The 25,256-nt window shown below is 66.1% G+C and carries 23 protein-coding genes; 16 read left to right on the forward strand and 7 right to left on the reverse strand.

The features are described 5' to 3' along the window. The first annotated feature begins 44 nt into the window (after positions 1 to 44). From FBY36_RS10830 to FBY36_RS10845, 3 genes are all read left to right on the forward strand, one after another. Positions 45 to 896, forward strand: a complete 852-nt coding sequence (locus FBY36_RS10830) for an SAM-dependent methyltransferase (RefSeq protein WP_142119283.1) — start codon at positions 45 to 47, stop codon at positions 894 to 896. 1,039 nt (positions 897 to 1,935) lie between these two features. Further along, positions 1,936 to 2,622, forward strand: a complete 687-nt coding sequence (locus tag FBY36_RS10840; protein WP_142119287.1) for a hypothetical protein — start codon at positions 1,936 to 1,938, stop codon at positions 2,620 to 2,622. A 555-nt stretch (positions 2,623 to 3,177) separates the two neighbouring features. Further along, on the forward strand, positions 3,178 to 3,480 hold the full coding sequence (locus FBY36_RS10845) for a hypothetical protein (protein ID WP_142119289.1): 303 nt from the start codon (positions 3,178 to 3,180) through the stop codon (positions 3,478 to 3,480). 45 nt (positions 3,481 to 3,525) lie between these two features. Here the strand turns inward: FBY36_RS10845 and FBY36_RS10850 are convergent, their stop codons facing one another. Continuing rightward, a complete protein-coding gene (locus tag FBY36_RS10850; protein ID WP_142119290.1) occupies positions 3,526 to 3,993 on the reverse strand; it encodes a MarR family winged helix-turn-helix transcriptional regulator in 468 nt (155 codons plus the stop codon). Positions 3,994 to 4,127: 134 nt separating this feature from the next. On the opposite strand from FBY36_RS10850, the gene FBY36_RS10855 reads away from it, so the two are divergent. The 9 genes from FBY36_RS10855 (at position 4,128) to FBY36_RS10895 (ending at position 14,887) form a co-directional block, all read left to right on the forward strand. Continuing rightward, positions 4,128 to 5,069, forward strand: a complete 942-nt coding sequence (locus FBY36_RS10855; protein ID WP_142119292.1) for an SDR family NAD(P)-dependent oxidoreductase — start codon at positions 4,128 to 4,130, stop codon at positions 5,067 to 5,069. A gap of 2 nt (positions 5,070 to 5,071) precedes the next feature. Further along, a complete protein-coding gene (locus FBY36_RS10860) occupies positions 5,072 to 5,962 on the forward strand; it encodes an amidohydrolase family protein (RefSeq protein WP_142119294.1) in 891 nt (296 codons plus the stop codon). A gap of 1 nt (position 5,963) precedes the next feature. Then, complete coding sequence (locus FBY36_RS10865; RefSeq protein WP_142119296.1) at positions 5,964 to 7,178, forward strand: acyl-CoA dehydrogenase family protein; 1,215 nt, start codon at positions 5,964 to 5,966, stop codon at positions 7,176 to 7,178. A 43-nt stretch (positions 7,179 to 7,221) separates the two neighbouring features. Beyond that, positions 7,222 to 7,677: a MaoC family dehydratase gene (locus FBY36_RS10870; protein WP_142119298.1), complete on the forward strand. Its 456-nt coding sequence runs from the start codon at positions 7,222 to 7,224 to the stop codon at positions 7,675 to 7,677. Positions 7,678 to 7,814: 137 nt separating this feature from the next. After that, positions 7,815 to 9,140, forward strand: coding sequence for an MFS transporter (locus FBY36_RS10875; RefSeq protein ID WP_142119300.1), 1,326 nt, complete (start codon positions 7,815 to 7,817; stop codon positions 9,138 to 9,140). A 7-nt stretch (positions 9,141 to 9,147) separates the two neighbouring features. Continuing rightward, the gene (gene menE / locus FBY36_RS10880; protein WP_142119302.1) at positions 9,148 to 10,695 is read left to right on the forward strand and encodes an o-succinylbenzoate--CoA ligase; all 1,548 of its coding nucleotides are present in this window, start codon (positions 9,148 to 9,150) and stop codon (positions 10,693 to 10,695) included. Positions 10,696 to 10,784: 89 nt separating this feature from the next. Next, the gene (locus FBY36_RS10885) at positions 10,785 to 11,816 is read left to right on the forward strand and encodes a bile acid:sodium symporter family protein (RefSeq protein WP_142119304.1); all 1,032 of its coding nucleotides are present in this window, start codon (positions 10,785 to 10,787) and stop codon (positions 11,814 to 11,816) included. Positions 11,817 to 11,942: 126 nt separating this feature from the next. After that, positions 11,943 to 14,408, forward strand: coding sequence for a molybdopterin oxidoreductase family protein (locus tag FBY36_RS10890; RefSeq protein ID WP_142119306.1), 2,466 nt, complete (start codon positions 11,943 to 11,945; stop codon positions 14,406 to 14,408). Next, positions 14,405 to 14,887 (forward strand): hypothetical protein, encoded by a 483-nt coding sequence (locus FBY36_RS10895; RefSeq protein WP_056337926.1) that lies wholly within the window; start codon positions 14,405 to 14,407, stop codon positions 14,885 to 14,887. Before FBY36_RS10890 ends, FBY36_RS10895 begins: the two co-directional genes overlap by 4 nt. An 18-nt stretch (positions 14,888 to 14,905) precedes the next feature. On the opposite strand, the gene FBY36_RS10900 is transcribed toward FBY36_RS10895, so the two are convergent. Further along, complete coding sequence (locus FBY36_RS10900) at positions 14,906 to 15,661, reverse strand: MerR family transcriptional regulator (RefSeq protein ID WP_142119308.1); 756 nt, start codon at positions 15,659 to 15,661, stop codon at positions 14,906 to 14,908. A 145-nt stretch (positions 15,662 to 15,806) separates the two neighbouring features. Here FBY36_RS10900 and FBY36_RS10905 point away from each other — a divergent pair, with 145 nt between their 5' ends. Genes FBY36_RS10905 through FBY36_RS10920 form a run of 4 tightly spaced genes read left to right on the forward strand, consistent with a single transcriptional unit; the run spans position 15,807 to position 20,744 of the window. Continuing rightward, a complete protein-coding gene (locus tag FBY36_RS10905) occupies positions 15,807 to 16,772 on the forward strand; it encodes an alpha/beta hydrolase (RefSeq protein ID WP_327436694.1) in 966 nt (321 codons plus the stop codon). 51 nt (positions 16,773 to 16,823) lie between these two features. Beyond that, positions 16,824 to 17,705, forward strand: a complete 882-nt coding sequence (locus FBY36_RS10910; RefSeq protein ID WP_142119312.1) for a fumarylacetoacetate hydrolase family protein — start codon at positions 16,824 to 16,826, stop codon at positions 17,703 to 17,705. Beyond that, complete coding sequence (locus FBY36_RS10915) at positions 17,705 to 19,531, forward strand: FAD-dependent monooxygenase (protein ID WP_142119314.1); 1,827 nt, start codon at positions 17,705 to 17,707, stop codon at positions 19,529 to 19,531. Before FBY36_RS10910 ends, FBY36_RS10915 begins: the two co-directional genes overlap by 1 nt. Continuing rightward, positions 19,509 to 20,744, forward strand: a complete 1,236-nt coding sequence (locus FBY36_RS10920; protein ID WP_142119316.1) for a DUF3500 domain-containing protein — start codon at positions 19,509 to 19,511, stop codon at positions 20,742 to 20,744. The genes FBY36_RS10915 and FBY36_RS10920 overlap by 23 nt, the downstream gene beginning before the upstream one ends. 87 nt (positions 20,745 to 20,831) lie before the next feature. Here the strand turns inward: FBY36_RS10920 and FBY36_RS10925 are convergent, their stop codons facing one another. The 5 genes from FBY36_RS10925 to FBY36_RS10945 form a co-directional block, all read right to left on the reverse strand. Then, positions 20,832 to 21,047 carry an AsnC family protein gene (locus FBY36_RS10925; protein ID WP_142119318.1) on the reverse strand — a complete coding sequence of 72 codons (216 nt, stop codon included), beginning with the start codon at positions 21,045 to 21,047 and terminating at the stop codon, positions 20,832 to 20,834. 199 nt (positions 21,048 to 21,246) lie between these two features. Continuing rightward, the gene (locus FBY36_RS10930) at positions 21,247 to 22,317 is read right to left on the reverse strand and encodes a quercetin 2,3-dioxygenase (protein ID WP_142119320.1); all 1,071 of its coding nucleotides are present in this window, start codon (positions 22,315 to 22,317) and stop codon (positions 21,247 to 21,249) included. A gap of 127 nt (positions 22,318 to 22,444) precedes the next feature. Beyond that, complete coding sequence (locus tag FBY36_RS10935) at positions 22,445 to 22,744, reverse strand: DUF4193 domain-containing protein (RefSeq protein WP_142119322.1); 300 nt, start codon at positions 22,742 to 22,744, stop codon at positions 22,445 to 22,447. Positions 22,745 to 22,894: 150 nt separating this feature from the next. Further along, on the reverse strand, positions 22,895 to 24,775 hold the full coding sequence (locus FBY36_RS10940) for a glycoside hydrolase family 15 protein (RefSeq protein ID WP_235008801.1): 1,881 nt from the start codon (positions 24,773 to 24,775) through the stop codon (positions 22,895 to 22,897). Continuing rightward, the gene (locus FBY36_RS10945) at positions 24,772 to 25,248 is read right to left on the reverse strand and encodes a hypothetical protein (RefSeq protein ID WP_142119324.1); all 477 of its coding nucleotides are present in this window, start codon (positions 25,246 to 25,248) and stop codon (positions 24,772 to 24,774) included. The genes FBY36_RS10940 and FBY36_RS10945 overlap by 4 nt, the downstream gene beginning before the upstream one ends. Positions 25,249 to 25,256: the final 8 nt, after the last annotated feature.

A 25,256-nucleotide genomic window follows, 5' to 3' on the forward strand; every position in this document is an offset into this window, starting at 1 on the left:
GCGCTTACTTGACGGCTCCCGGAAGTCCGCGCAAGATTGCGTCCATGGGCGACTCGCACGAGGAAATGCTTCGCCACTACGAGCCGGGCGGACTTCTGCCGCGAATCGTGGCGGGGTTGCAAGCTCTCGGCAAGGACCTGGACTCGGTCACGCACGAAGATCTCGCGCCGGCCGACGAGTTTCACTCCGCGGGACGTTCGGCCACGCGCGCATTGGTGGAGCTTGCAAAGATTCTGCCAGGATCACGAGTGCTCGACGTGGGCAGCGGGTTGGGCGGCCCGGCGCGTTACCTCGCCGCAACTTTGGGTTGCGACGTGACAGGCATCGACCTCTCGCCTGAATTCTGCGGGGTGGCCAGCGCCCTTTCTCGGATGACGCGGTTGTCCGATCGCACCCGCTTTCAGGCGGGTGATGCCTTGGAGCTTCCGTTCGCCGCGTCCAGCTTCGACGTGGTGTGGACGATACAAATGCAGATGAACATCCGGGACAAGCGCCGCCTGTATTCCGGAATCGCCCGGGTACTCAGGCCGGGCGGGCTGTTCGTCTGCCAGGAAATCTGCGCGGGGAACGGTGAGCCGATCGAGCTTCCGGTCCCATGGGCGAGCCGCCCCAACCAGAGCCACCTGGCCGATGCGGAATCCCTCCGCGGGTTGATCCGCGGTGCAGGTCTCCTCGAGCGCACCTGGCGCGACATTACCGCCGACATCGTGGCGGCGCGCAAGGCACAGCAGGCGAAGGCGCAAGCGTCGGGTGCGAGCGGCTCCAGCGCCCCTCCTCCGCTTGGAATGCATCTCGTGCTGGGAGAACAGGCAGCCGCCAAGATGAGTAACTCCGGGCGCAACATCGACGCCGGGCGCACGGTGTTCATCCAGGGCGTATTCGACAAGCCTGGCTAGTGGTCCGATCCGATGATCCCGCTGGAAAACTCTGTCGAAAGCACGGGCGCGGCGAATCTCCATTGATCGTCCGGTCAAAGGGCACATTCGGTCACGACGACCGAAATTCGCCCGCTGAGGGATCGGCTAGCGGACGATGAGCGAGGACGAAATCCGAGTCACTTGCTAGACACTTCGGGGTAAATCAACTTCCACGGGGGTCAGGCACTCGATTATGACCACTTCAGGTTGCCTCGGGTCATCGCCCCATACACGCACGTCCAACTAATCGCTAGGGATTCTGATGTTTGCGACGGTATCCAGGTACACAGTGATGAGCTGCACCAGCTTACGCGTAGACCGTAGCCTTCCATCGAACAAAAGGAGAAGCTCCGTAGACGGCGTATCTGTGCAAATCTGCAGGTCCACTTCCCCCTCGGCGTCGTGCAGAACAGCCAAGGCCAACATGCTGGAGGTTTGCCACTTGTTCGCAATTCCGTCAATGTCAGGAACTTCCGGGGCATCTTCGGTTTGAAACAACAGCAGCGCGTTTGGGAACGCAATGCGACGGCGGAATAGCTCACTCATCTGCTTGGTCCCGGCATTGAGACATTGATCGCCGAGCCGGCCAATGGATTCATGGAAACAGCTTTCCACAACTCACCAGCATCGGCACCGAAGGTTCGTCTTCGTGCCCGTAAACGGATCCCTCACCGGGCGCCCCACGGGAAGTGGCGAACTTGGAATGCCCGCGCCGGCGCCGCGTTACTGGGAAGAATTTCGTACCAATAAATGTGGAACCAAATCAATGGTGCGGACACTATTGAGTATGAGTGGGGGATCAGATAGTACGGACGAAGCATTGTGGCTTCTCGCAATCAACGGTGATGGCGACGCATTTGGCAAGCTTTATGACCGGAACCGGGATCAAGTGCTAGGTGTAGTAGAACCTTATTTCACCAGAATAAGGCCGACGGCCGGATGAATCTTCGCCTGGACATTTGGGGGCCGAAACCCAATTCCTATTTACAGGCACCCTCGTGTGGTTCATAGTCGAGGCATGCGAGTGGCCGGAATTCTCCCCTCAGACGCTCCTGACCCGCGGGCCGGATGGGCCGAGCGCCTGAAGCTGATGCCCATTCCGGTGATGGGGCTCGCGCCTCAACCATCGTTGGAGGACACCGACAGCGTTGGCGTGACCTATGGCCAAGATAATCGTGGGTACAACGAGATGACGGCGAGCATCACCTATACGCTCTGGCGAAACCCGGATGACCGCTCAGACCCGGTAAACCTCGCGGACCTCAACGAGAAGACACGCAGATCGATCGAGGAAGTTCCGCCATGGCCGCGGCCCCCTTGGCTGATCGAGTACGTGGAGCGCCTGCGTTACCCGCAACTTGAGGAGGCCGTGCGAACCACCTGGCACCGCGATCCATCCGAGCGTTCTTCGGTTCGAAGCCTGTTGGTTGACCATGTCAACCACATCCTCATGAACCAATATCGGCAAGAGCTCTGGCCGGGCAGCAACCCGTGGGACCAGCACGCCCCCACAGTTACCGGCCGGATGGTCAACAGCCAGGCCAGGACCGTCATCAACGGAGTCGATATGCCCGGTGCAGAGGTCGATACGGACCCGTTCGTCTACGGTATCGGAGCCCAACTGGCAGGCGGCGGCGTGGTGACCGCTGTGCTTCCCCGCACTGAGCTCAAGCACATCCAAGTCCAATTCACGCCCCGGACCTAACGGTTCCATTTCAAACACAGCAACACCAAGCTTGACGTCGCCCCTAGGGGAACCTTGTCCGTAAGCCGGTCCCCAGCCGGGTCACTGTGACAGGCAGATGATTTCCTTTGAGGAGTGCGGCATCCCGGTCCTCGACAATTCCCGTAAGACCCGCCCGCAAAAATGCCCGGTGAAGGTGCCCTGAACGCTACACATCAAATCGCCTCAAACCTTGGGTTTCCGGAGAGGGGTTTCGAGGCACTGAAGCGATGGAAAAGATGCAGTGTATTCAAAAGAAAACCCCTATATGCTCCGATCAGCGTCCACTTATGAGGGAGCGCAATGAAGAGCATTCGGTCACGGCGATTTCTGGTTCCATCCTTACTCCTCACCGTGCTGCTCACATCATGTGGCGGCGATGAGGTGGCGGGTGGTCCGCGAACCGCGGAACCGACGGCCAATTCGGCGAGCCCAACTCCTGGCTCTGCCAGCAGCCCCGTGACAGACGGCGGGCCCGTAGCATGCGTCGACTGGGTTTGGTTTAAGACTCCTCAGGACCAATACGACAAGGCCCCCGTGGTCCTCATCGGAAAGTCTGTAAGCCAGGCCGGCGAGAGCACGATTTACGGTTCCAAAGCCACCACTCACCTCATTGAAGTAGAGCGGGTTCTCAAAGGAGACCCCGGAGATGGGAACCTGCGTATCTCCTCGATGCCCCCGACCTGCACTGTAGGAGAGACTTACCCGGACGGCGATCCGCTCGATACCGCTGAAAGAGTCATCATTTTTGCGACCGAGCATGGCGCCGAGTGGTTCACCATGACGCCGGCACAAGGGGTCATGTCTTTCCCCCAAGGCTCCAGCCTGCCCTTTCACTAGCGCCGTCACAGCCTGAGGAGTCCTATGGGAGCCCCACGGAGGTGCCTACTCCGCCGAACCCCACAGCGCTTTGCGGAGCAGCCGCTTCAACTCCTGCGACTCCTCGTCGGAAAGCCCGGCCAGCTGCTCGATTTCAGCAGCGTCCAGGGCCGCGCGGGCTTTGGTGTGCATCTTCCGCCCCTCGGCGGTGGAAACGATGATCTTGGCGCGCCGGTCCTGCTTCCCCTGCGCCCGCTCCACCAGCCCGCGCCGTTCCAGGTCGTCCACCAGCGTCACCACCTGGCTGGGATCCAGGCTGAGGAAATCCGCCAGTTCCCTCTGCGTCGGCTCCAGCCCGCTGCACGCCAGCGTCAGGACGGAGAAGGAGCGCTCGCGCAGGCCGAAATCGGCCAGTGCCTTGTTGTTCAGGACCGAGCCTGCCGCGTGCAGCTTGGCCAGCAGCAGGCCCACATCACTGCCGATCCTGGCGGCCGCAAGGCGCGGGGTCTGAACGTCTGTGCCCAAGGTGGCCATCACAACTCCGGTACTGGTAAAAAACAATCGTTGACTTTTTCAATGATCCGTAATTTCATTGATTCCAACAAGGATCTCACACCGCAGTGGGACCACCCCAACGGCTTCGGCCGGCGCATGCGAAGGAGCAGGCCATGAGCTTGAACGGCAAGGTTGCAATCGTCACCGGGAGCGGGCAGGGCCTCGGCTTCGCCTACGCAAGGGAACTGGCCCGCCAGGGTGCCGCCGTCGTCATCAATGACGTGAATGCTGAGACGGCCGCCCAGGCGGTCGCGCAGATCGAAAAGGACGGCGGCCGGGCAACCGCCGTGGTGGTTCCGGTGGGAAGCACGGACGCCGCCAAGGCCCTGGTGGCCGGGGCCGTTGACGCGTTCGGCCGGCTGGACATCCTGGTCACCAACGCGGGAATCCTGCGGGACAAGAGCATCCTAAAGATGACGGACGAGGACTTCGATGTGGTGATCAACGTCCACCTCAAGGGCACCTTCACCTGCGTCCGCGAGGCCTACGCCTACTTCAAGGAAAACAATGTCGCCGGCCGCATCATCACCATCGGCTCGCCCACGGGCCAGCGCGGCAACTTCGGCCAGACCAACTACGCCGCCGCCAAGGCCGGGATCGTGGGCATGGTCCGCACCTGGGCGCTGGAAATGAAAAAGGCCGGCGTGACGGTCAACAGCGTCATCCCGGTTGCCGCCACGGCCATGACCAAGACCGTGCCCTACTTCCAGAAGGCAGTGGAGGCGGAGGAGCGCGGTGAGGCCATGCCGTCCTTCTTCCGCCACGACCTGGGCTTTGGAACGGCCGACGACGTCTCCGGGCTGGTTGCCTTCCTCGCCTCCGACGAGGCAGCCAATATCACCGGCCAGGCCATCGGCGCCGGCGGTGACCGCCTGCAGGTCTGGACCCACCCGGAAGCTGCCACCACCGAGTACCGCGAGGGCGGCTGGAGTTATGAGGCGCTGCGGGACAAGGCCGGCCAGCTGTTCAACCAGGACACCCTGCAAAGCTACGGCGAACAATTCCTGCCCCTGCCGGAGGACCTCAAGCCCGCGCAGCCCGCAGAGGCCCGCTGATCATGGCTGACCGTTACGAGCTGGGCATCGACCCCGCGAAGCTCGACGCCATCGACATGCATGTCCACCTCGAGGTGGACAGCTGCGGCCACGGCTCGCTGCCGGAGGAACTGACTGAGGCATCGGCCAAGTACTTCAAGGCCGAGGACCGCACCCCCTCCCTGGACCGCATCGCCGAGGTATACCGCGAACTGAACATGGCCGCCGTCGTCTTCACCGTGGACGCCCGCACCCAGCTCAAGCACGAACCCAACAGCATCCCGGAACTCATCGCCGGCGCCGCCCGGAACAATGACGTCCTGATCCCGTTCGGCAGCGTGGACCCGCGCACCGGTGAGGACGCCATCGCTGCAGCCAAGCACCAGGCCATCGAGCTCGGCGCGCGCGGCTTCAAGTTCCACCCGTCCCTGCAGGGCTTCGATCCCTCCAATGAGCGCTTCTACCCGCTGTGGGAGACGCTCCAGGAGCTGGGGTTGCCGGCTATTTTCCATACCGGCCAGAACGGCATGGGCGCCGGCCTGCCCGGCGGGTACGGCATCAAGCTCGCCTACTCCAACCCGTTGCTGCTGGACGCGGTGGCCGCGGATTTCCCGGGCCTGCAGATCATCATGGCCCACCCTTCGGTGCCGTGGCAGGATGAGGCGAACTCGATCGCCACGCACAAGGCGAACGTCTTCATCGATCTCTCCGGCTGGTCGCCCAAGTACTTCCCGGAGTCCCTGGTGAAGGCCTCCAACTCCTACCTGCAGGACAAGGTGCTGTTCGGCACCGACTTCCCGCTGATCACCCCGCAGAAGTGGCTGGGAGCCTTCGCGGACCTGCCCCTGAAGGATGAGGTCCGGCCGAAGATCCTCAAGCACAACGCGGTGCGGCTGCTCGGGCTGGGTGGCTGAGATGGGCACGCTGACGACGACGGCACCCGGCCTGGGGGCCCGCCTCTACTCCGCAGCGGACTGGTACGACGCCGAGTCACTGCTCACCCAGGACGAGCGCCGGGTCCTGGCCCGGCTGAGGGATTTCCTGGACCGCGAAGCGAAGCCCCTGCTGGCCGAGTACTGGGAACGCGGTGAGTTCCCGGAGCAGCTCGCCCGGCCGTTGATCGACCTGGACCTCATGGAACCCGCCGAGCTCACCTCGGACGGGCCCGCGCGGGGCATCTACCAGGGCTTCCGGATCTTCGAACTGGCCCGCACGGACGCCTCCCTGGCCACGTGGTACACCGCGCAGGCCGGGCTGTTTCGCACAGCCATCCGGGTCGGCGCTTCAGAAGACCAGCAGGCCGAGTGGATGGCAAAGGTCATCGACTTCTCGCTCAAAGGCGTCTTCTCCCTCACCGAACCCGAATCTGGCTCGGACATCGCCGGGGGACTGTCCACCACGGCCCGCCGTGAAAGCGACGGCAGCTGGATCCTGGATGGTGCCAAGCGCTGGATCGGCGGGGCCGCCACCGCTGACGTCCTGGCCGTGTTCGCCCGGGACACCGCCGACGGACAGGTCAAGGCCTTCCTCGTGGACCGCAAGGCAGCGGGCGTGACCCTGGAAAAGATCCACGGGAAGACGTCCCTGCGGATGATGCAGAACGCCCACATCACCTTGAACGGGGTCCGCGTCCTGGAGTCTATGCGCCTGCACAACGTGAACTCCTTCAAGGACGTCGCGGCGATGCTGAGGGCGATGCGCTCGGACGTTGCCTGGATCGCCACCGGCATCGCCGCCGGCGCGTTCGAAGCGGCCCTGGCCTACGTCACCGAACGCCAACAGTTCGGCCGCAGCCTCGGTTCCTTCCAGCTGGTCCAGGAGAAACTGGCCCGAATGCTGGGAAACGTCACCGCTTCCCTCTCCCTGGTGGTCCGGCTTACCGAACAGCAGGCCAAGGGCATCTACCGGGACCAGGACTCGGCCCTGGCCAAGATGCAGACGTCCCTGTTCATGCGCGACACCGTTGCCCTGGCCCGGGAAGTGGTGGGCGGCAACGGCATCACCCTGGCCACGGACGTGGCCCGGTTCCACGCCGACGCCGAGGCCGTCTACTCCTACGAAGGCACCCACGACATCAATGCCCTCATCATCGGCCGCGCCCTCACCGGCGAAAGTGCCTTCACCCGCTGAACCACACCTTCCCCACCCAACAAGCAACTGCCAGGAGGCAACGATGCCCAATCTCGTCGTCGATTTCGACACCCTGCTCACCTTGTCCGGCAAGGACCTCGGCACCACCGACTACCGCCAGATCACCCAGGAACAAATCAACCTGTTCGCTGACGCCACCGATGACCAGCAGTGGATCCACACCGATCCCGAACGCGCCAAGGACGGCCCGTTCGGCGCCCCCATCGCCCACGGCTTCCTCACGCTCTCCCTGATCATCCCGTTCTGGGGCGAGCTGTTCGACGTCGACGGCGTCACCACCAAGGTCAACTACGGCCTGGACAAGGTCCGCTTCACCTCACCGGTTACGGTGGGCTCCAAGGTCCGCATGCAGGCCACCATCGCCGAGGCGACTGAGGTCAAGGGCGGAGCCCAGATCAAGGTCAACGCCACCATCGAAATTGAAGGCCAGGAACGCCCGGCCGTCGTGGCCGAATTCCTGGCCCGGTTCTACAAATAAGCCGTTTCGAGAAGTAAGCCGCACCACCGGCGGTAACCCCTTCACAACACTGGCGGCGCCCCTTCCGGCACCGCCTCCGCCGGCAACCCCAAAAACCCTTCCCTCCGTACCCCATCCCTCCGTCCTTAGGAACAGCCATGTCCGGACACACAACGCTCGCACCTGCGGGCACGGCCGCCAAGCGCAAGGAAGCGCGCACGGTCATCCTGTCCAGCTATCTGGGCAGCACCATCGAGTTCTACGACTTCCTGCTGTACGCCACGGCTGCAGCAGTAGCCTTCCCCAAGGTCTTCTTCACCGGAACGGACGAATGGGTGGGCGTGGTGGCCGCCTACGCCACCTTCGCCGCCGGATACGTGGCCCGGCCGCTGGGCGGGGTGATCTTCGGCCACTTCGGTGACAAGGTGGGCCGCAAGGGGATGCTGATCATCTCCATGGCCATGATGGGCATCGCCTCCACCCTCATCGGCGTGATCCCCGGTGCCGGCGTGATCGGGCCGTGGGGCGCCGTCATACTGGTGCTGCTGCGGGTCTGCCAGGGCATCGCCGTTGGCGGTGAATGGGGAGGTGCCGCGCTCATGGCGCTGGAGCACGCGGGTCCCAAACACCGCGGCTTCGCGGCCTCCTTCGTCAACGCCGGCGCCCCCACCGGCGCCGTGCTGGGCACCGTGGTGATGGGCATCTTCTCGGCCCTGCCGCAGGACGCGTTCCTGGCGTGGGGCTGGCGGGTGCCGTTCCTGTTGTCCTTCGTGCTCCTGATCGTGGGCATGTTCGTGCGCCTCCGGGTCTCCGAAAGCCCCATCTTCGCCGAGGCCGTGGCCAAGGAAAGCGCCCAGGGCGCCAAGCGCAAGATTCCCCTGCTGGACGTGCTGCGCCGGCCCAAGGCACTGATCATGATCATGTTCGCCGGTGCCGCCGGGTTCGGCCTCCAGGTGGTGCTGCCCACGTTCTCGGTGACCTACGCCGTCTCCAAGGGGGCACCACAGCAGGGCGTGCTCTACGCCTTCGCCGGCGCCTCGGCCATCTCCATCATCTTCGTGCTTCTGGGCGGCCGCCTGTCGGACCGGCTGGGCCGCCGGCCCGTGATGATCGCCGGACTGGCCCTGTTCATCGCCTACCTGTTCCCCATGTTCGGCATGCTGGGATCCGGCAACGTCGGCCTTGTCTTCGTGGCCTTCACCGTGGCACTGATCCTGCACTCATGCCTGTACGGGCCGCTGGCAGCCTTCGTCTCCGAACAGTTCGGCACCACGTCCCGCTACACCGGCGCAGCTGTCGGCTACCAGCTGGCCACCCTCATCGGCGCGGGATTCACCCCGGGCATCATCGCCGGACTCTACAAGGACTCCGGCCAGAGCATCTTCCCGGTGGTGGTGTTCCTGTCCGTTATGGCACTGGTCTCGATTGTCTTCATCGCCCTGACGCGGGAGTCTAAGAACAACGACCTCACCACGGTCCGTTAGGAGAACCATGGACAACAACGGAGTTGGATCCTGGCTGCAGCGCCGCCGCCGGAAGTCGGGCGCCAAGGCAGCCCTCCTGTCCGGAACGAGCGACCTGAGCTACGAAGAGCTCGCCGACAGGGCAGACCGTCTGGCCAACGCACTCCGGGACAGGGGAGTGGCCAAGGGCGACAGGGTGGCCTACCTGGGCGAGAACCACCCTTCCTTCGTGGAAACGTTCTTTGCCTGCGGTCTCCTGGGCGCCATCTTCGTGCCGCTCAACACCCGGCTCGCGCCGCCCGAACTGCAGTTCCAGCTGCAGGATTCCGGGGCCCGGCTCCTGGTCAACGCCGGCTCCCTCGAGGCGTCCGCCGCCGCCGCGCTGGAAGGGACCGGCGTCACCCACCGCCTGGTGGTAACGCCCGACGGCGGGACGGAACCTTCGGCGGCCACGTCACCTGCCGCCGTCGAGGGTTATGAGGAGACGTTGCAGGCAGCAGCGCCGGACGCCATCGACGTGGCGGTGGGGCACGACGACGGGGCGATGATCCTCTACACCTCGGGGACCACCGGCAAGCCCAAGGGCGCCCTGCTGACCCACGGGAACATCACATGGAACTGCATCAACACCATCGTTGACATGGACCTGAACCGCAACGATGTTGCACTGATGATCTCGCCGCTGTTCCATGTGGCGTCGCTGGACATGGGCCTGCTGCCGATGCTGCTGAAGGGCGCCACCGTGGTGCTTGAGGCAAAGTTCGATCCCGCCAGGGTCCTGGAGCTGATCCAGGAGCACAAAGTGACCACCCTCAACGGGGTGCCCACCACGTTCCAGCTGCTCTGCGAGCATCCAGGCTGGGCGGCGGCGGACCTCAGCTCCCTGGACAAGCTCACGTGCGGTGGCTCCGCCATTCCCCGCCGCGTCTTGGACGCGTACGAGGACCGCGGGATTGGGTTCACCAGCTGCTACGGCATGACCGAAACGGCGCCCGGCGTCACCATGCTTCCGGTTGACAGGTCCAGGGAGAAGGCCGGTTCGGCAGGCCTGCCGCACTTCTTCACCGACATCCGGATCGCCGATCCCATGGGCGGCGCAGTGGCTCCCGGCGAGGTAGGGGAGATCCAGATTTCCGGTCCCAACGTGATCAAGGAGTACTGGAACCGGCCGGAGGCCACGGCTGCCGGCTACGCGGACGGGCACTGGTTCCGTTCCGGGGACATGGGCTACCGGGACCAGGAAGGCTTCCTGTTCGTCTCGGACCGGCTCAAGGACATGATCATCTCCGGCGGGGAAAACATTTACCCGGCGGAGGTGGAAGCAGTCATCGCGGAGCATGCTTCGGTCAGCAGCGTGGCGGTCATCGGTGTCAGCGATGACAAATGGGGCGAGGTTCCCCAGGCGATCGTGACCCTGCGCGAGGGCGAATCGTTGACGGAGGAGCAACTGCGGAGCTTCCTGGACGGCCGGCTGGCCCGCTACAAGATCCCCAAGTCCCTGGTGGTGGTGGCGGACATGCCCCGCACGGCCAGCGGCAAGATCCGGAAAATGGAGCTCCGCAAGCAAGTCCATTAACAAGCCCGGCAGGCCGTATGGTTCCGCCGTTGTTACCGTTCACGGTCATCAATTGGCGGAACCATACCAGCCAGTGCCAGCATAGTTGGATGCTTGAGGCAACTAAACCCCAGAATTCCCCGGGCGGGACGCCCGCCAACCCCGCGCTGGAAGCGGAAAGCAGGATCGCGCGCATTGCCGTTACGGTGTTCCCCCTCCTGGTGGTGGCCGCAGGCATCATCGGCTTCCTGCTCCCCGGGGTCTTCAAGCCGATGGGGCCCAGCGTTCCCTACCTGCTGGGCATCATCATGTTCTGCATGGGCCTGACCCTGACCCCGCCGGACTTCGCCGCGGTGGCCAAGCGGCCCTGGGCGGTGGCACTGGGAATCGTTGCGCACTACATCATCATGCCCGGCGCAGGCTGGCTGATCGCGGGCGCCCTCAACCTCGAACCCGAGCTGGCCGTCGGCGTCATCCTGGTGGGCTGCGCACCCTCCGGGACCGCCTCCAACGTGATGGCGTTCCTGGCCAAGGGTGATGTTGCCCTCTCGGTGGCAGTTGCCTCCGTTTCCACCCTGATCGCCCCGATCGTCACCCCGCTGCTGGTCCTGTTCCTGGCTGGTTCCTACCTCCAGATCGACGCCGCCGGCATGGTGCTGGACATCGTCAAGACAGTGCTGTTGCCGGTGGTGGCCGGGCTCCTGGCCCGGCTCTTCCTCAAGAAGCTCGTCGCCAAGGTGCTGCCGGCACTTCCGTGGGCATCCGCCGTCGTGATCTCCCTGATCGTGGCCATCGTGGTGGCCGCCAGCGCCGGCAAGATCATCGAAGCCGGCGCCATCGTGTTCCTCGCCGTGGTCCTGCACAACGGCTTCGGCCTGGGCCTGGGCTACCTCGCCGGCAAACTGGGCCGCCTGGACGACAAGGCCCGCCGCGCCCTCGCCTTCGAAGTGGGCATGCAGAACTCGGGCCTGGCTGCCACGCTGGCCACCGCCCACTTCAGCCCGCTGGCCGCCCTGCCCTCCGCCGTCTTTTCGCTGTGGCACAACATCTCCGGCGCCATCGTGGCTGCCTGGCTTGCCCGGCGTCCACTGCAGGAACGTCCGGTGCAGGAGAGCGCGGGAAAGCCGGGCCTAGGCGCCTGACCTGCACGGCCATTGCCGGGCGGCACCAAAAACACCTGTTACCACCAGCGTCTGCTGGGTACGGGACCCGGTAGGGACAACGTCGTTTTCGATGTTGCCTGCCGGTTCCGGACAGGAGATGGACAGATGACTCGGATTGACCGAATAGCTGAACCATGGGGGACAAGGACACCGTACGGCAGCGGCGGTGAATGGCCGGTCAGGGTGGACAGCCACCTGGCCGAGGGGGTGGCCGCGGAGGACGTGGACCGATGGGTCCAGACGGCGTCGCTGCTCCACTCAAATGGCGATGCCATGGACATCGCCGTCAAGGACAACAGGATTGTCGGCGTGCGCGGACGCGCGTCCGACCGGGTCAACCACGGCCGGCTGGGACCGAAGGACCTGTACGGCTGGCAGGCGAACGCGTCACCTGACCGGCTCACCAAACCCCTGATCCGTGAGGGCGGGAAGCTGGTGGAAACCGACTGGGACACCGCCATGCAGCGTGTGGTGGACCGGTCAAAGGCCCTGCTGGCGGAACAGGGTCCCAGTGCCATCGGCTTCTACACCACGGGCCAGCTCTTCGCCGAGGAGTACTACACTCTTGGGGTGTTGGCCCACGGCGGCATCGGTACCAACCATGTGGACGGAAACACCCGGCTCTGCACGGCCACCGCAGCCGCAGCGCTGAAGGAGTCCTTCGCGTCGGACGGCCAGCCTGGCTCTTACACGGACGTGGACCACGCGGACGTGATCGCGCTGTACGGGCACAACGTGGCGGAAACCCAGACCGTCCTGTGGACCCGGATGCTGGACCGGCTGGCCGGGCCCAACCCGCCCAAGATTATCTGTGTGGACCCGCGTATGACCCCCGTGGCCAAGGCCGCCACCGTGCACCTGGCTCCGAGGCCGGGCACCAATGTAGCCCTGATGAATGGCATCCTGCACGAGATCATCAGCAACGGCTGGGTGGACCAGGAGTACATCCAGGCGCACACGGTGGGGTACTCCGAGCTCGAAAAAGAGGTCAAGAACTATCCACCGGCACTAGTGGCGGAAATCTGCGGTGTCCCGGCGGAGCAGATCTCCGAGGCGGCCAGCATTATCGGCCACGCCGAGCGGCTCCTGTCCACCGTGCTCCAAGGCTTCTACCAGTCCAACCAGGCCACCGCCGCCGCCGTGCAGGTGAACAACGTCAACATCATTCGCGGCATGCTGGGCAAGCCCGGCTGCGGCATCCTGCAGATGAACGGCCAGCCGACAGCGCAGAACACCCGCGAGTGCGGGGCCGACGGGGACCTGGCCGGCTTCCGGAACTGGTCCAATGACGCCCACATCAAGGACCTCGCCAGGGTCTGGAACATCGACCCCATGTCCATCCCGCACTATTCACCGCCCACCCACGCTATGCAGATGATGCGGTATGCGGAGGACGGCTCTATCCGGATGCTGTGGGTCAGCGGCACCAACCCGGCTGTGTCGCTCCCCGAGCTGGAGAGGGTCCGCGGCATCCTGGAACAGGACCGCCTGTTCCTGGTGGTGCAGGACATCTTCCTGTCCGAGACGGCCCAGCTGGCCGACGTGGTTCTTCCCGCCGCCACCTGGGGCGAAAAGACGGGCACCTTCACCAATGTGGACCGCACCGTCCACCTCTCTGAGAAAGCCATTGACCCGCCCGGGGAAGCCCGGCCGGACCTGGACATCTTCATCGACTACGCACACCGCATGGGCCTGCAGGACAAGGACGGGCAGCCGCTAATCAAGTGGAACGATCCCGAATCCGCTTTCGAAGCCTGGAAGGAATGCACCCGCGGCCGGCCCTGTGACTACACCGGCATCACCTACGACAAGCTGCGCGGCGGCTCCGGCATTCAGTGGCCGTGCAACGATGAGAACCCGGAGGGCACCGAACGCATCTACGCTGACGGGAAGTTCTGGGCACACCCGGAGTACTGCGAGGAGTATGGCCGCGACCTCGTCACCGGCGCGCCCGTGGAGGCTACCGAATACAAGGCGCTTAACCCGGAGGGAAAGGCCGTCATCAAGGCTGCCGAGTACATGCCTCCCCACGAACTGCCCAGCCGGGACTTCCCGCTCCAGCTCATCACCGGGCGAACGCTCTACCAGTTCCACACCCGCACCAAGACCGGCCGGGCGCCGGAGCTGCAGGCAGCGGCCCCCGATGTCTGGGTGGAGTTGTCGGCGGACGACGCCGGCGCGTACGGGATTGCCGAGGGCGACCTTGCAGAGGTGGAGACACCCCGCGGTTCAGTCCGCGCCAAGGTGCGGATCAGTGGGATCCGGACCGGCGTCCTGTTCCTGCCGTTCCATTACGGCTACTGGGACACCGACGGCGGCCACCAGCCGGACGGGGCCGGCCGGGCCGCCAACGAGCTGACCATCACCGACTGGGACGCCGCCTCCAAGCAGCCCATCTTCAAGACGGCGGCGGCACGCATTACCCGGGTTTCCGGCGGTGACGGGCCGTCCCCGGCGCCCACCACCACTGCGTCGGCCCCGGCCGGGGACTTCCCGGAAGAGGCCAGGACCAAAGGCATTGCCTCCGCCCTGGCGGACGAAGCCATGGACACGGCAGGAGGGGCACGATGAAGTTCGGGCTTGTACTTGAGGAAATGCACCGCTCCGAAAATGACCTGGCGCACCACCTGCTGACCATCTCGGAGCGGCACAAAGTGGACCATGAGATCTACCACCTGGCCCGGGACCTGGCGCGCTGGTCACAGCAGCATGTGCGGGATATCGCCGCGATCGCCGGGAACTACGGCCAGGACCTGGATCCGGAGCCGCGCGGCGAAGCAGGGCTCATGGAAACCCTCCGCGAAAAGGGCAGCGAGATGGTGGGCCGCCGCCCGGAAACCGGGATGCTGCTGCTGCGGGACCTCCGGGAGCTGTACCTGAAGGCCTGCGGCGTCTCCGCCGACTGGGAACTGCTGGCCCAGGCTGCCCAGGGAATGAAGGACAAAGACCTCCTGGCCCTGGCCGAAAAATGCCACCCCCAGACCATCCGGCAAATGAAGTGGGCCAACGGCAAACTGAAGGAATCCGCCACCCAGGTCCTGGTCAGCTGAAAGGCCCGGGACCGGGGGTTACCCGGCGATGCGGGCTTCCTGCAGGTGCGCCACCAGGGCCTGCATCTGCTGGGCGGTCCAGGGCAGGGCCTTACTTAGTGCCGCGCTGTTCTCGTTCCACATGGCTCGGGCTGCCTCCTTGGTGCCCTCGCTGCTGTGGAAGCGGGAGCCCAGTTCGTCCCAGCGGCGCACCAGGTCCCTGGCCTCGGGGCTGTTGGCGGGGATCCCGGCGTCGATCTGGCACAGTCCCTCCTCAACCATGCCGGCCCACTCGGTCCGTGCGTCCTCCGTGGCCTGCCGGCCCAGTTGGGTGCGCCGCTGGGCGAGTTCCCGGCGCTGATCTTCGGTGAAGTAGTTCTCAAACATGCTCATGCTTTCCAATACGGTTACGAAGTAGGCGGGGGCGGCGTCCCCGTCGTGGTTGATTCGGTCCAACAGCTCCCTGATGGTCCGCTGGAGCTGCTCCAGTTGCCGGGCCTGCCTGCCCAGGGCGTCCAGCTGGCGCTGCAGCAGCTGACGCATGGACTCCGGACCCCCGCCGGACTGGTCCAGTACGGCGGCGATCCCGCCCAGCGGCACGCCGAGGCTGCGCAATGTCCGGATGCCGTAGAGGCGCTGGAGGTCCTGCCTTGTGTAGCGGCGGTGGCCTGCCGTGGTCCGGACGCTTGCCTGGAGCAGCCCGATGCTGTCGTAGTGGTGCAGGGTCCTGACGGTGACGCCGGTCGCTGCGGCCAGCTCGCCAATGCTCCAGCAGTGTTCGTCCGAATGGTCCATATCCCCACCGTAGGACCTGACGCTGCGTCAGGTTCAAGTCCTCGCCTTTACCGTTTTCAACCCGGTGTCGGATGCTTCCCAAACGGGTTTCATTCAGTGAAACCGGCGGCGCGTCCGGACCCTCCCATGGCCCAGAGTTAAGTCCATGAAGGCGGACGCCGGTATTGGTCCGCTCCCAGCAACACAGGACAGAAACGGCGCGGCACACATGGAGTCAACGATGACGGCACTGCGGATCCAGCGGGGGATCGAGTTCGCCCGTCCACAGAATGCCGGGCCGCTGCTGCTGGACCTCTACCTCCCCGGCTCCCCGGCTGAGGGCCAGGACCAGGACGGCCGGCCTGCCGTGATCCATTTCCATGGAGGCGGCTGGCGGATGGGGGAGCGGTCCTCGCTTGGGCCGGGCGTGGACGGCTTTGGCCTGGGCCCCATCGAACAGCTTGCGGACGCCGGGTTCGTGGTGGCCTCCGCCGACTACCGGCTGACGGGCGTTGCCACTTTTCCCGCCCAGCTGCATGACGCCAAGGCGGCCGTCCGCTGGCTCCGCACCCACTCCGCTGAGTACGGGGTGGATCCGCGCCGGATCTACGCCTGGGGCGATTCGGCAGGCGGCCACCTTGCCGCCCTCCTCGGCCTGACCGCCGGAGCCGCGGAATTCGCTGACCCGGAGGGCTCCCTGGAGGCTGACGGGGACGACTATGTTGCGGCGGTTGTGGCCTGGTACCCGCCGACAGACCTGGAACGGATGGGTGAGCAGGCCAGGCCGGACGCCATTGCCCGCGCCGATGACCCCGGCTCCCGTGAGGCGCTGCTGCTCGGCGCCCAGCCGGCCGCCGCCCCGGACAAGGCCAGGGCGGCCAGCCCCCTTACCTACGTGCATCCGGACGCGCCGCCCTTCCTCCTCATCCACGGAACGGCGGACCGGTTCGTCCCCGTGGAGCAGTCCACCGGCCTGGCCGAGGCGCTGGAAGGTGCCGGTGCCGCCGTCGAACTTCTCCTGCTGGAGGACGCGGACCATATGTGGCAACTGCCGGACGGCAGCAGCGCCGCGGCGGGGCAGGCAGCCGCCGCCACCATCGATTTCCTTTGCCGCCAGGCAAAGCAGCACTGATCATCACTTCCTCCGGAGCATGCGCCCCGGAACAGACCGAAAGGCCCCTCCATGCAGTTCATTGGCATCACGCACAACGGCGAACCCTGGGCGGCAGCGCTCGCCGGCTCGCGCATCCTCCCGCTCGCTGCCGTCGCCGATTTCTGGGCGGACGCGGAGGGCTGGCAGGACAAGGCAACAACCCTGGTGGCCGGCACGGCACAGCATGACGCGTCCGACGTCGGCGCCTGGCTGGAGCGGGGCAGCGTCACCGAAGTGCCGCTGGTCCCGGCCTCCGCGCGGGTCATCTGCGTGGGCCTGAACTACAAGGCGCACGTGGCGGAAGGCAGCTTCAAGGACCAGGAGCTGCCGCCCTACCCCACCCTTTTTGCGCGCTGGACGGCGTCCCTGTCCGTGGGCAACGTCCCGGTTCCCGTCCCCGCAGGCGAGGCGGGGCTGGACTGGGAGGGGGAGGTGGCCGCGTACATCGGCCGGCGCGTGGAGTCCGCGGACGAGGACACCGCTGCCGACGCCGTTTTTGGCTACTCCACCTTCAACGACATCACCTCCCGCAAGGCCCAGAAACTCACGTCGCAGTGGACCCTGGGCAAGAACGGCGACTTCAGCGGCCCTCTAGGCCCCCTGGTCAGCCGGGATGAAGTGGGCGACCTGCGGGACGGACTGCAGGTCCGCACCCTCGTAAACGGCATCGAAGCCCAGAACGGCAACACCCGCGACATGATCTTCTCCGTCCCGGCCATCATCGCGCTCATCAGCCAAACCTTCACGTTGCACCCCGGCGACGTCATTGCCACCGGAACCCCGGAAGGCGTGGGGTATGCCCGCACCCCGCAGTGGCTGCTGCAGCCCGGCGATACCGTCGAGGTGGAAATCGAGAAGCTCGGCACCCTCACCACGCCGGTGGGCGATCTTTCCCTCCGGAGCCGTGCCTGATGAGCACGTTCCAGAACGCCAAGTCCGCGGAGATCCCTGCGGAGGTACGGGTCCTGGTCTCCGGCGGCGGCCCCAGCGGGCTGTTCCTGGCCCTGGACCTCGCCTCCCGCGGCGTCCCCAGCACCGTCATCGACCCGCGGACCACCGTTGACCCCACCCGGCCCCGGGCCAAAACCACCAACGCCCGCACCATGACGCACCTGCGCCGGCTGGGCCTGGCGGACGCACTCCGGAAGGCTTCACCGCTGCCGGTGGACTATGCCCAGGACGTCATCTTCTGCACCGGACTGACCGGCCCATCGGCCCATGAACTGCGCAGGTTCCGCAACGCCTTCCAGCTGGTTCCCGGCACCTACGGGCCCCAGCCGGAGTGCGGCCAGCAGGTCCCGCAGCCGGTCCTCGAGGAGGTGCTCCGCGCCGCCGTTGCGGACAACCCGCTGGTCACGTTCGTGACCGGATGGGCCGTCCAGCAGGTGCGGGGGCCGGGCATTGCAGGAGGCGACGCCGGCCTTCCGGGCGCTGGTCCTGACGCCGGCACTCATGGGGAGGCAGCCACGGCGCCGTACGCCGTCGTCGTCTCCGACGCCGCAGGCGAGCGCCGCACCATCCGCGCAGGCTATGTGATTGGAGCCGACGGCGGGTCCTCCGCGGTGCGCCGCAGCCTGGGCATCCGCCTGGAGGGCGGCTCCGCGGCCCTGTCCAACATCAGCATCCTGTTCCGCTCGCAGTCTCTGGCCTCCGCCGTTTCGCTGGATCCCGCCGTGCAGTACTGGGTGGTGGGGTCGGAGACCTCGGGGATGGTGGGGCCCATGGACCTTGCCGAGACCTGGTGGGCAATTGTCCAGGGCGTTGATCCTGCCGTCACCGTCACTGCCGGCGATGCTGCCGCGATGGTCCGGTCCCTCGTGGGTGTTGACGTGGACGTCGAGGTGATGGCCACCGATCCCTGGACCGCCCGCATGCTGCTGGCCCCGGGGTACAGCCGCGGGAGCGTCCTCCTGGTGGGCGATGCAGCGCACCTCAACCCGCCCTGGGGCGGCCACGGCTTCAACACCTGCATCGGTGACGCCGCCAACCTGGCCTGGAAGCTCGCCGCCGTTATCAACGGCTGGGCCGGCCCCAGCCTCCTGGCCAGTTACGGGGATGAACGCCGGCCGGTGGCGGCCCGTACTATCCGCGACGCCGCGGAGAACGGCAAGGCCCTGGCCTACCACTTTGCTGATCCGGACCTTGCGCTCGCCGGTCCTGCCGGTGATGCCGCGCGCCGGGCCGCCCACGACGCCCTCGCCGTCAAGCAGAGCGAGTTCGACTCACTGGGCCTGGTGCTTGGCTACGCCTACGCCGGCTCGCCCGTGGTGGTGCCGGACGGTTCCTCCCTCCCCGCGGAGGACCCCATCCACTACGTCCCGTCCGCGGTTCCCGGGGCCCTGCTGCCGCATGCCTGGCTGGCGGACGGCACGTCGCTGTACAGCCAGTTGGGAAGCGGATTCACGCTGCTGGCCGACGCCGGCGCGCTGGGCGGGGTGCCGGCGGCGACAGTGTTCGAGCCGGTGCTGGCGGCCGCTGCCCGGCAGGGCATCCCGGTGACCGTCACCGCCGTCGGACCCTCCGTTGAAGGAACGGCGTTGTCGGCGGTGTGGGGCGCCGAGTCCGTGTTGGTCCGCCCGGACCAGCACGTGGCCTGGCGGGGCAACTCCGCCGCCGCTGCGGCTGATGCCCTTGCTGCCGCCGCGGGCTGGGCCAGGCATCCCCTGGACCGCTTTCCCGAACCATCAGCTTCCCTTGAGAACACCAGGAGTCCCCGTGTCGATGCCGTCATTCCGTGATTACCTGTTTGCCCCCGACCACCCGCGCGTGGCGGTCATCCGGGGCCTGAACGCCCGCGAGTACGCAGAAGCAGCCAAGAGCGACCCGTTCGCCGGGCCCATGATCGAAGGCTGGCAGAAGCTGTACCCGCAGCCCTTCACCGGCATCACCAGCGATGGCGTACGCCGCGAAGGCTTGTATCCGCTGGTACCGGCGCGGCCCGGGGAGGAAGGGCCCACTGCGGAGATGGTGGCCGCGGCCCGCAAGCTGCTCGGCGCGGTCACTCCTGGCCAGGCCCGGAAACTCAGCTACGCCGTGGAAGCGCCGGAATGGCAAAGCTGGGCCAATCCTGAATTCATGCAGCACGACACCGGGCTGCGCCTGGACGAAGTGGAGCTTCCTGTCCGCGACGCTGTGCTGGGGGTGGTGGAGGCGTCCCTAAGCCCGGCCGGTTTTGAGCTGGTGCGGAACCTGATGCGCATCAACGGATTCCTTGGCGACCTGGTGGAGCTGCCGCTGTTGATGAACGAATTCAGCTACAACTTCGCGCTGTACGGGGAACCGTCCGAGAGTGAACCGTGGGGGTGGCAGCTCTTTGGCCACCACGCGGCGCTGAACTGCCTGGTGGCGGGGACGCAGCTGGTGATTTCGCCCGTGTTCATGGGCGCGGAGCCGGACATGATCGACGCCGGCCCGCACCGTGGCGTGAAGGTGTTCAAGGAGCGCATCGCGCTGGCCCGGCAGTTGATGGGTGCGCTGCCTTCAGAGCTTCGCGCCGGGGCTGTTGTGTACGGGTCGATGGTGGACCCGGCCATGCCCGAAGGCCGCCTCCACCCCGGCGACGAACGGCACCTGGGCGGCTGCTTCCAGGACAACCGGGTGATCCCTTACGAGGGCATCCCGGTGGCTGACATGCCTGCCGATGCGCGGAAGCTGCTGGACGCGGTGGTGGATGACTTCATCGCCTACCTGCCGGACGGACCCCGTGCCGCCCGCCGTCGGGAAATCCGGGAGCACTACGGGGAATCCTTCTTCAGCTGGATCGGTGGCTGGGAAGGGGAGGAAGCCTTCTATTTCCGGCTGCAGAGCCCGGTGGTGGTGCTGGAACTGGACCATCACACCGGAGTGTTCCTCAGCAACGACCAGCCCGCCCCGTTCCACATGCACACCGTGGTCCGCACCCCCAACGGCAACGACTACGGCCGCGAACTGGTGAAGCAAGCCACCTCCTAACCCCCTCCCATCGATTGCTGAGTAACTGTCGTTTTCGGGTCCGATAACGGCAGCTACTCAGCAATGGATTAGGTATTAGGTCCGGCCCTACTGTTTCCCGTATTTGCGGTGCACGGCCTGCTTGCTTACGCCCAGGCACAGGGCGATCGCTTCCCAGGACAGGCCAGCCTGCCGTGCACGCCGGACCAGGGATGCCTCGGCCCGGCCCACCTCTTTTTGCAGTTCGGCCACCGCATACAGGGCCTCCGCGGGCCCTTTCCCGTCCATTGATCCCACCAGTGTCTTCATCCGCTCCACCTCCATGCCGTCAACATTAGTTGACGTCCAAATGGCCCGTCAACAGATGTTGACGGGCCATTTCTGTCCGGCGGTTTGGTCCCGGATTTCCTTTCGGAAGCCCGGGCCTTCGCGTTGAATGAAGATCTCATCGAGTGCTCCGTAACTGCCGTTATCAGCGCTCAAAAGGGCAGGTACGGAGCAATCGATGGGGTGTATGGCCGGGCTACGGGATGTCGAGTGCGGCGCGGCGCTGCGGCGGCGGGCCCACCACTGTCAGGTCCATCTCGGCCTGGGCGCGGCCGAAGCCTTCCATGTCCATGTAGGGTTCGCCGCCTTCGGTGTACATGTAGTCCTCAGTGGGCTGGTTGAAATACTCGAAGAACCCGTTGAAAACAGACGGGGTCAGGAAGCCCACCATCTGGGTGTTGTGGGCGTCGAACGCGAAGGAGTGGATAGTCCCGGCGGGGGCGTGGACAAAGTCGCCCTTGGTCAGGAGCATCTCGCGGCCGTTGGCGTAGAGCCACATGCGGCCCTCGGTGCAAAGGAAGTTTTCGGTGTGCTGCGAATGGAAATGCAGCGGAATGTAGGGGGACTTGGCTCCCTTGGTGTGCACGGCAAAGTAGTTGGAGTCCGTGTTCGCAGGGCGGGACAGGTACGTGAACATTGTCTGGTAGCTGACCAGCCGCTCACCCTCCCCGGCACTCAGGAAGTAGGGGCTCTGGGCAGGCGGAAGGCCGGCGTCGTGCTTGAACGACGGCGCCACGCGCTCCACATCCGGGAACGTGATGCCGAACTCGGCACCCACCTCGGCCTGCTCCTGCAGGCTGGCCTGGTGTCCGGCGCGCACCGGCGGGACGTGCGAACCGATGGGCGTGCCCAGGCGCTCGTAGTACTTTTCCCCGCCGCCGGGCGTCATCCAGTTCAGGAAGCGGGTGTAATGGCTGGCCATCCGGTAGGCGTGCGGGGTGTTCGGCGGGATGACCACCGAGTCGCCCGGGGTGAGGATCCTGCTCTCGCCGGGCAGCCAGACGTGCAGGATCCCGTCGAAGACGTAAAGGGTCTTGTGCTCGATGCTGTGGCTGACGAAGGGGGACTGCGCCCCTATGCCGCCGGAGATGTAGGCCGCGCTGAAGATGCCGCCCGTATCGGCGGCGCGGGCGATGACCGTCACCAGCTGGCCGTTGATTTCGTACCGTGCGCCCTCGCCCGACGCCATGTAGTACGGGACCGCCTCTCCGGGCAGCGCGTTGGCCGCCGGGAGCTGCTTGTTCATTTCCTCAACGCTGAGGGACATGGTTTCCTTCTTTCCAGTCGGCCGGCCTTTGCCGGAGCGTGACCTACATCATGGCTGCCCATCGCTCCGGCCACGAGTGGTGATTCCAATGGTTGAAATCCAAACGCGGCTGGCCGTCGTCCCCCTGCTAGCCCTCACATTCCTTGCAGTACTTCCTGCCATCCTTCTCCCGGGCCAACTGGCTGCGGTGGTGGACCAGGAAGCAGGACATGCAGGTGAACTCGTCTGCCTGCACCGGGACCACTTGGATGAGGAGTTCCTCGTTGGAGAGGTCCGCGCCGGGCAGCTCGAAGCTGTCCGCCAGGTCCGTTTCGTCCATGTCGGGAGCAGCCTCCCGGCGGGCGGACTTGTCGGACTTCAGCTCCTCCAGTGCCACGTTCGGCTCTTCCTCGGGCGTCACCCGCGGAGCGTCGTAGTCAACTGACATGTGGTGTGTTCTCCTGTCCAGCTGCTGTTGTCCAGATTGTTCCGGACAGATCGACAACGCCGGACGCGGGCAACAAATTCCCGTGCCGGGCTGGACGCCGGCGATAGGCTCCGGCAAGCGGTGCGGCCGTTGGTTCCGGGCCGATGGTGTTCATGCGGAAGGATTGTCGCGCAGCGCCAGGGCGGCCTGGACCATTGCGGCGTGGGTCAGGCACTGCGGATAGTTGCCCAGGAAGGCGCCGGAGGCCGGGTCCACTTCTTCACTGAAGAGGCCCAGCGGGGACGCCAGGTTCAGCAGCGCGCCGAAGGTTTCCAGTGCCTCCTTTGTCTGGCCAGTCGTGGCCAGCGCTTGCACCAGCCAAAATGAACAGGGCTGGAAGGCACCCTCGCCGCCCTCCAGCCCGTCCTGGCCGGGCGGGTACCGGTACAGCAGGGGCCCGCCGGCGCCCAGTTCCTTCCACACTTCGTCAATGGTTCGCCGGACCACCTCGGATGCGGGGTCCTCCAGCCCAATCAACGGAAGGACCAGCAGGGCGGCGTCGAGATCCTTGGATCCGTAGGTCCGCGTGTAGCAGTTCCGGTCCGGGTCCACTCCTTTGCTCCGGATCTCAGTCCCAAGCTCGTCCAGGGCGGACTGCCAGCGCCGCCGTTGGCGGTTGCCCAGGCGGTGCGTGGCGCCAATCCGCAACGCCCGGTCCAGCGCGAGCCAGGCCATGAGTTTGGAGTGGACGTGGTGGGCCGCGTCGGCCCGGATCTCCCAGATCCCCGCATCCGGCGCGGACCAGGTGTCCGCCACCATGTCCGCGAACCCGCGCATGGCCCGCCACGTCTCCGAATACAGCCCATGGCCGCCGTCAACGAGCACCCAGGCTGCGTCCAGCACCCAGCCATAGCCGTCAAGCTGGTGCTGCCCGGCCGCGCCATTGCCCGTCCGCACCGGCACGCTGCCTGCATATCCCGGCCACCCGCGTAGAACCCGCTCCCGCGGCACGCGGCCGCCGGACAGCGTGAGCAGGGCCGGGAGCCTGGGCCGCTGGAGCCGGCTGGCATGCAGCAGCCACCCCAGGAACCCCAGGGCTTCGTTCGTTTTCCCCGCGTGCAGGAATGCGGCCACGCCGATGCTGGCGTCCCGCGGCCACGCGAACCGGTAATCCCAGTTCCGGATACCGCCCGGATTCTCGGGCAGTGATGTGGTGGGGGCCGCCACCGGTGCACCTGACGGCGAATAGGTCAGCAGCCGCAGGGTCAACAGGCTCCGCAGTACCTGTGGACGGAAGGGGATGCCGCCGTCCACCTCCGCGGCCCAGTCCTCCCACCGCCGCTCGTCATTGCACGCCAGATTCCAGGCCGCTTCCGGATCCACGTGGATGAGCGGTTCCCCATAGGCGACGGCGAGGACAAGCGTCACCGGCCGCCCGGGGTGCACCACCACCGCCTGCTGGTCGCCGGCCGGCAGCGGGCATCCCTCGCTGAAGCCCAGCGACACCGCAAGCGGACCCCATTCACACACCAGGTCCTGGCCGCGCCTGCTGACGCGCGGCCGGCGGTGATTCTCGCCGAGCCGGGGTGTGAAGCGGACGACGGCGGCGACCGGACCACCACGCGCGCTCAGCCGCCGGACGAAGAGCGTGGTGGGCAGGAGCGCGCCGGACACCTCCGCAACCATGGCCTCGGTCAACGTCAGCTGGCCACCACCGGAGGACCATGTTGTTTCGAGCGTGGCGGTGTTGCCGCGGTAGCGCCTGCTTTCAAGGTGTGCAGCTCCGGCAGGCCCGGCCACGAACTGGCCCGCCTCCCGTCCGCCGAGCAGGGCACCGAAGATTGGCTCGCCGTCGAACTTGGGGGCGCACATCCAATCCACTGACCCCGTGGAGGAGACCAAGGCTGCGGTCCGGGTATCACCGAGCAGGCCGTAGTCGCCGATCGGCGGGGGCTGCCAGGAATCCGCAGGGAAGGGTGCGACGGCGGCGCGCGGCTCAGGAGTCGCGTGCAGCCCGGGTGTGGCCGGCTTCGGTCCGGGTGCGGTTTTCACAATGCCCTCAGCAGGAGGCCAAGCACGGCGCCGTACGCAACGTGGGCGAGGATCGCCATGGCCGGGGTTTGGATGCCGTAGTTCAGGCCCAGCAGGCCCGGCGGTTCCAGCACCGCTGTGCTGGAGGGGCCCGCCCGGGTGGAAGCCATCCTTGGATGAACGCCGGGCAGCAGCGGCAGGATGACCGTCAATGCCACCCCCACGTGGAGCAGTCCCAACAGTGCGCCGATCCACCAGGTGGCCCTGCCCAGGAGTGCGAAAACCGCGGCATACCCCAGGGCGAAGACCTGGCCCACCGCGAGATGGATGAAGAAGCCGGCAACCCGGGCCCGGTCGGGATCAGGCGTCACCAGGCTGCCCAGCACCAGCGGCAGGTCCAGCCGGGTCAGGCCGGCCATCTGGGCCGCAATCATGATGAGCGTCAGGAGGGCGGTTGCCAGGAGGCCGAAGAGCCCCCAACCTTGCCAGTCCATCTCACACC

It is taken from the genome of Arthrobacter sp. SLBN-122 (genome assembly GCF_006715165.1).
Classification (GTDB): domain Bacteria; phylum Actinomycetota; class Actinomycetes; order Actinomycetales; family Micrococcaceae; genus Arthrobacter.

Coding starts and splice junctions, on each gene's coding strand:
- FBY36_RS10930 (WP_142119320.1), bottom strand. CDS start 22,317: ATGTCCCTCAGCGTTGAGGAAATGAACAAGCAGCTCCCGGCGGCCAAC.
- FBY36_RS10830 (WP_142119283.1), top strand. CDS start 45: ATGGGCGACTCGCACGAGGAAATGCTTCGCCACTACGAGCCGGGCGGA.
- menE (WP_142119302.1), top strand. CDS start 9,148: ATGGACAACAACGGAGTTGGATCCTGGCTGCAGCGCCGCCGCCGGAAG.
- FBY36_RS10860 (WP_142119294.1), top strand. CDS start 5,072: ATGGCTGACCGTTACGAGCTGGGCATCGACCCCGCGAAGCTCGACGCC.
- FBY36_RS10915 (WP_142119314.1), top strand. CDS start 17,705: ATGAGCACGTTCCAGAACGCCAAGTCCGCGGAGATCCCTGCGGAGGTA.
- FBY36_RS10905 (WP_327436694.1), top strand. CDS start 15,807: ATGAAGGCGGACGCCGGTATTGGTCCGCTCCCAGCAACACAGGACAGA.
- FBY36_RS10870 (WP_142119298.1), top strand. CDS start 7,222: ATGCCCAATCTCGTCGTCGATTTCGACACCCTGCTCACCTTGTCCGGC.
- FBY36_RS10910 (WP_142119312.1), top strand. CDS start 16,824: ATGCAGTTCATTGGCATCACGCACAACGGCGAACCCTGGGCGGCAGCG.
- FBY36_RS10855 (WP_142119292.1), top strand. CDS start 4,128: ATGAGCTTGAACGGCAAGGTTGCAATCGTCACCGGGAGCGGGCAGGGC.
- FBY36_RS10840 (WP_142119287.1), top strand. CDS start 1,936: ATGCGAGTGGCCGGAATTCTCCCCTCAGACGCTCCTGACCCGCGGGCC.
- FBY36_RS10890 (WP_142119306.1), top strand. CDS start 11,943: ATGACTCGGATTGACCGAATAGCTGAACCATGGGGGACAAGGACACCG.
- FBY36_RS10865 (WP_142119296.1), top strand. CDS start 5,964: ATGGGCACGCTGACGACGACGGCACCCGGCCTGGGGGCCCGCCTCTAC.
- FBY36_RS10935 (WP_142119322.1), bottom strand. CDS start 22,744: ATGTCAGTTGACTACGACGCTCCGCGGGTGACGCCCGAGGAAGAGCCG.
- FBY36_RS10900 (WP_142119308.1), bottom strand. CDS start 15,661: ATGGACCATTCGGACGAACACTGCTGGAGCATTGGCGAGCTGGCCGCA.
- FBY36_RS10885 (WP_142119304.1), top strand. CDS start 10,785: ATGCTTGAGGCAACTAAACCCCAGAATTCCCCGGGCGGGACGCCCGCC.
- FBY36_RS10925 (WP_142119318.1), bottom strand. CDS start 21,047: ATGGAGGTGGAGCGGATGAAGACACTGGTGGGATCAATGGACGGGAAA.
- FBY36_RS10875 (WP_142119300.1), top strand. CDS start 7,815: ATGTCCGGACACACAACGCTCGCACCTGCGGGCACGGCCGCCAAGCGC.
- FBY36_RS10945 (WP_142119324.1), bottom strand. CDS start 25,248: ATGGACTGGCAAGGTTGGGGGCTCTTCGGCCTCCTGGCAACCGCCCTC.
- FBY36_RS10895 (WP_056337926.1), top strand. CDS start 14,405: ATGAAGTTCGGGCTTGTACTTGAGGAAATGCACCGCTCCGAAAATGAC.
- FBY36_RS10850 (WP_142119290.1), bottom strand. CDS start 3,993: ATGGCCACCTTGGGCACAGACGTTCAGACCCCGCGCCTTGCGGCCGCC.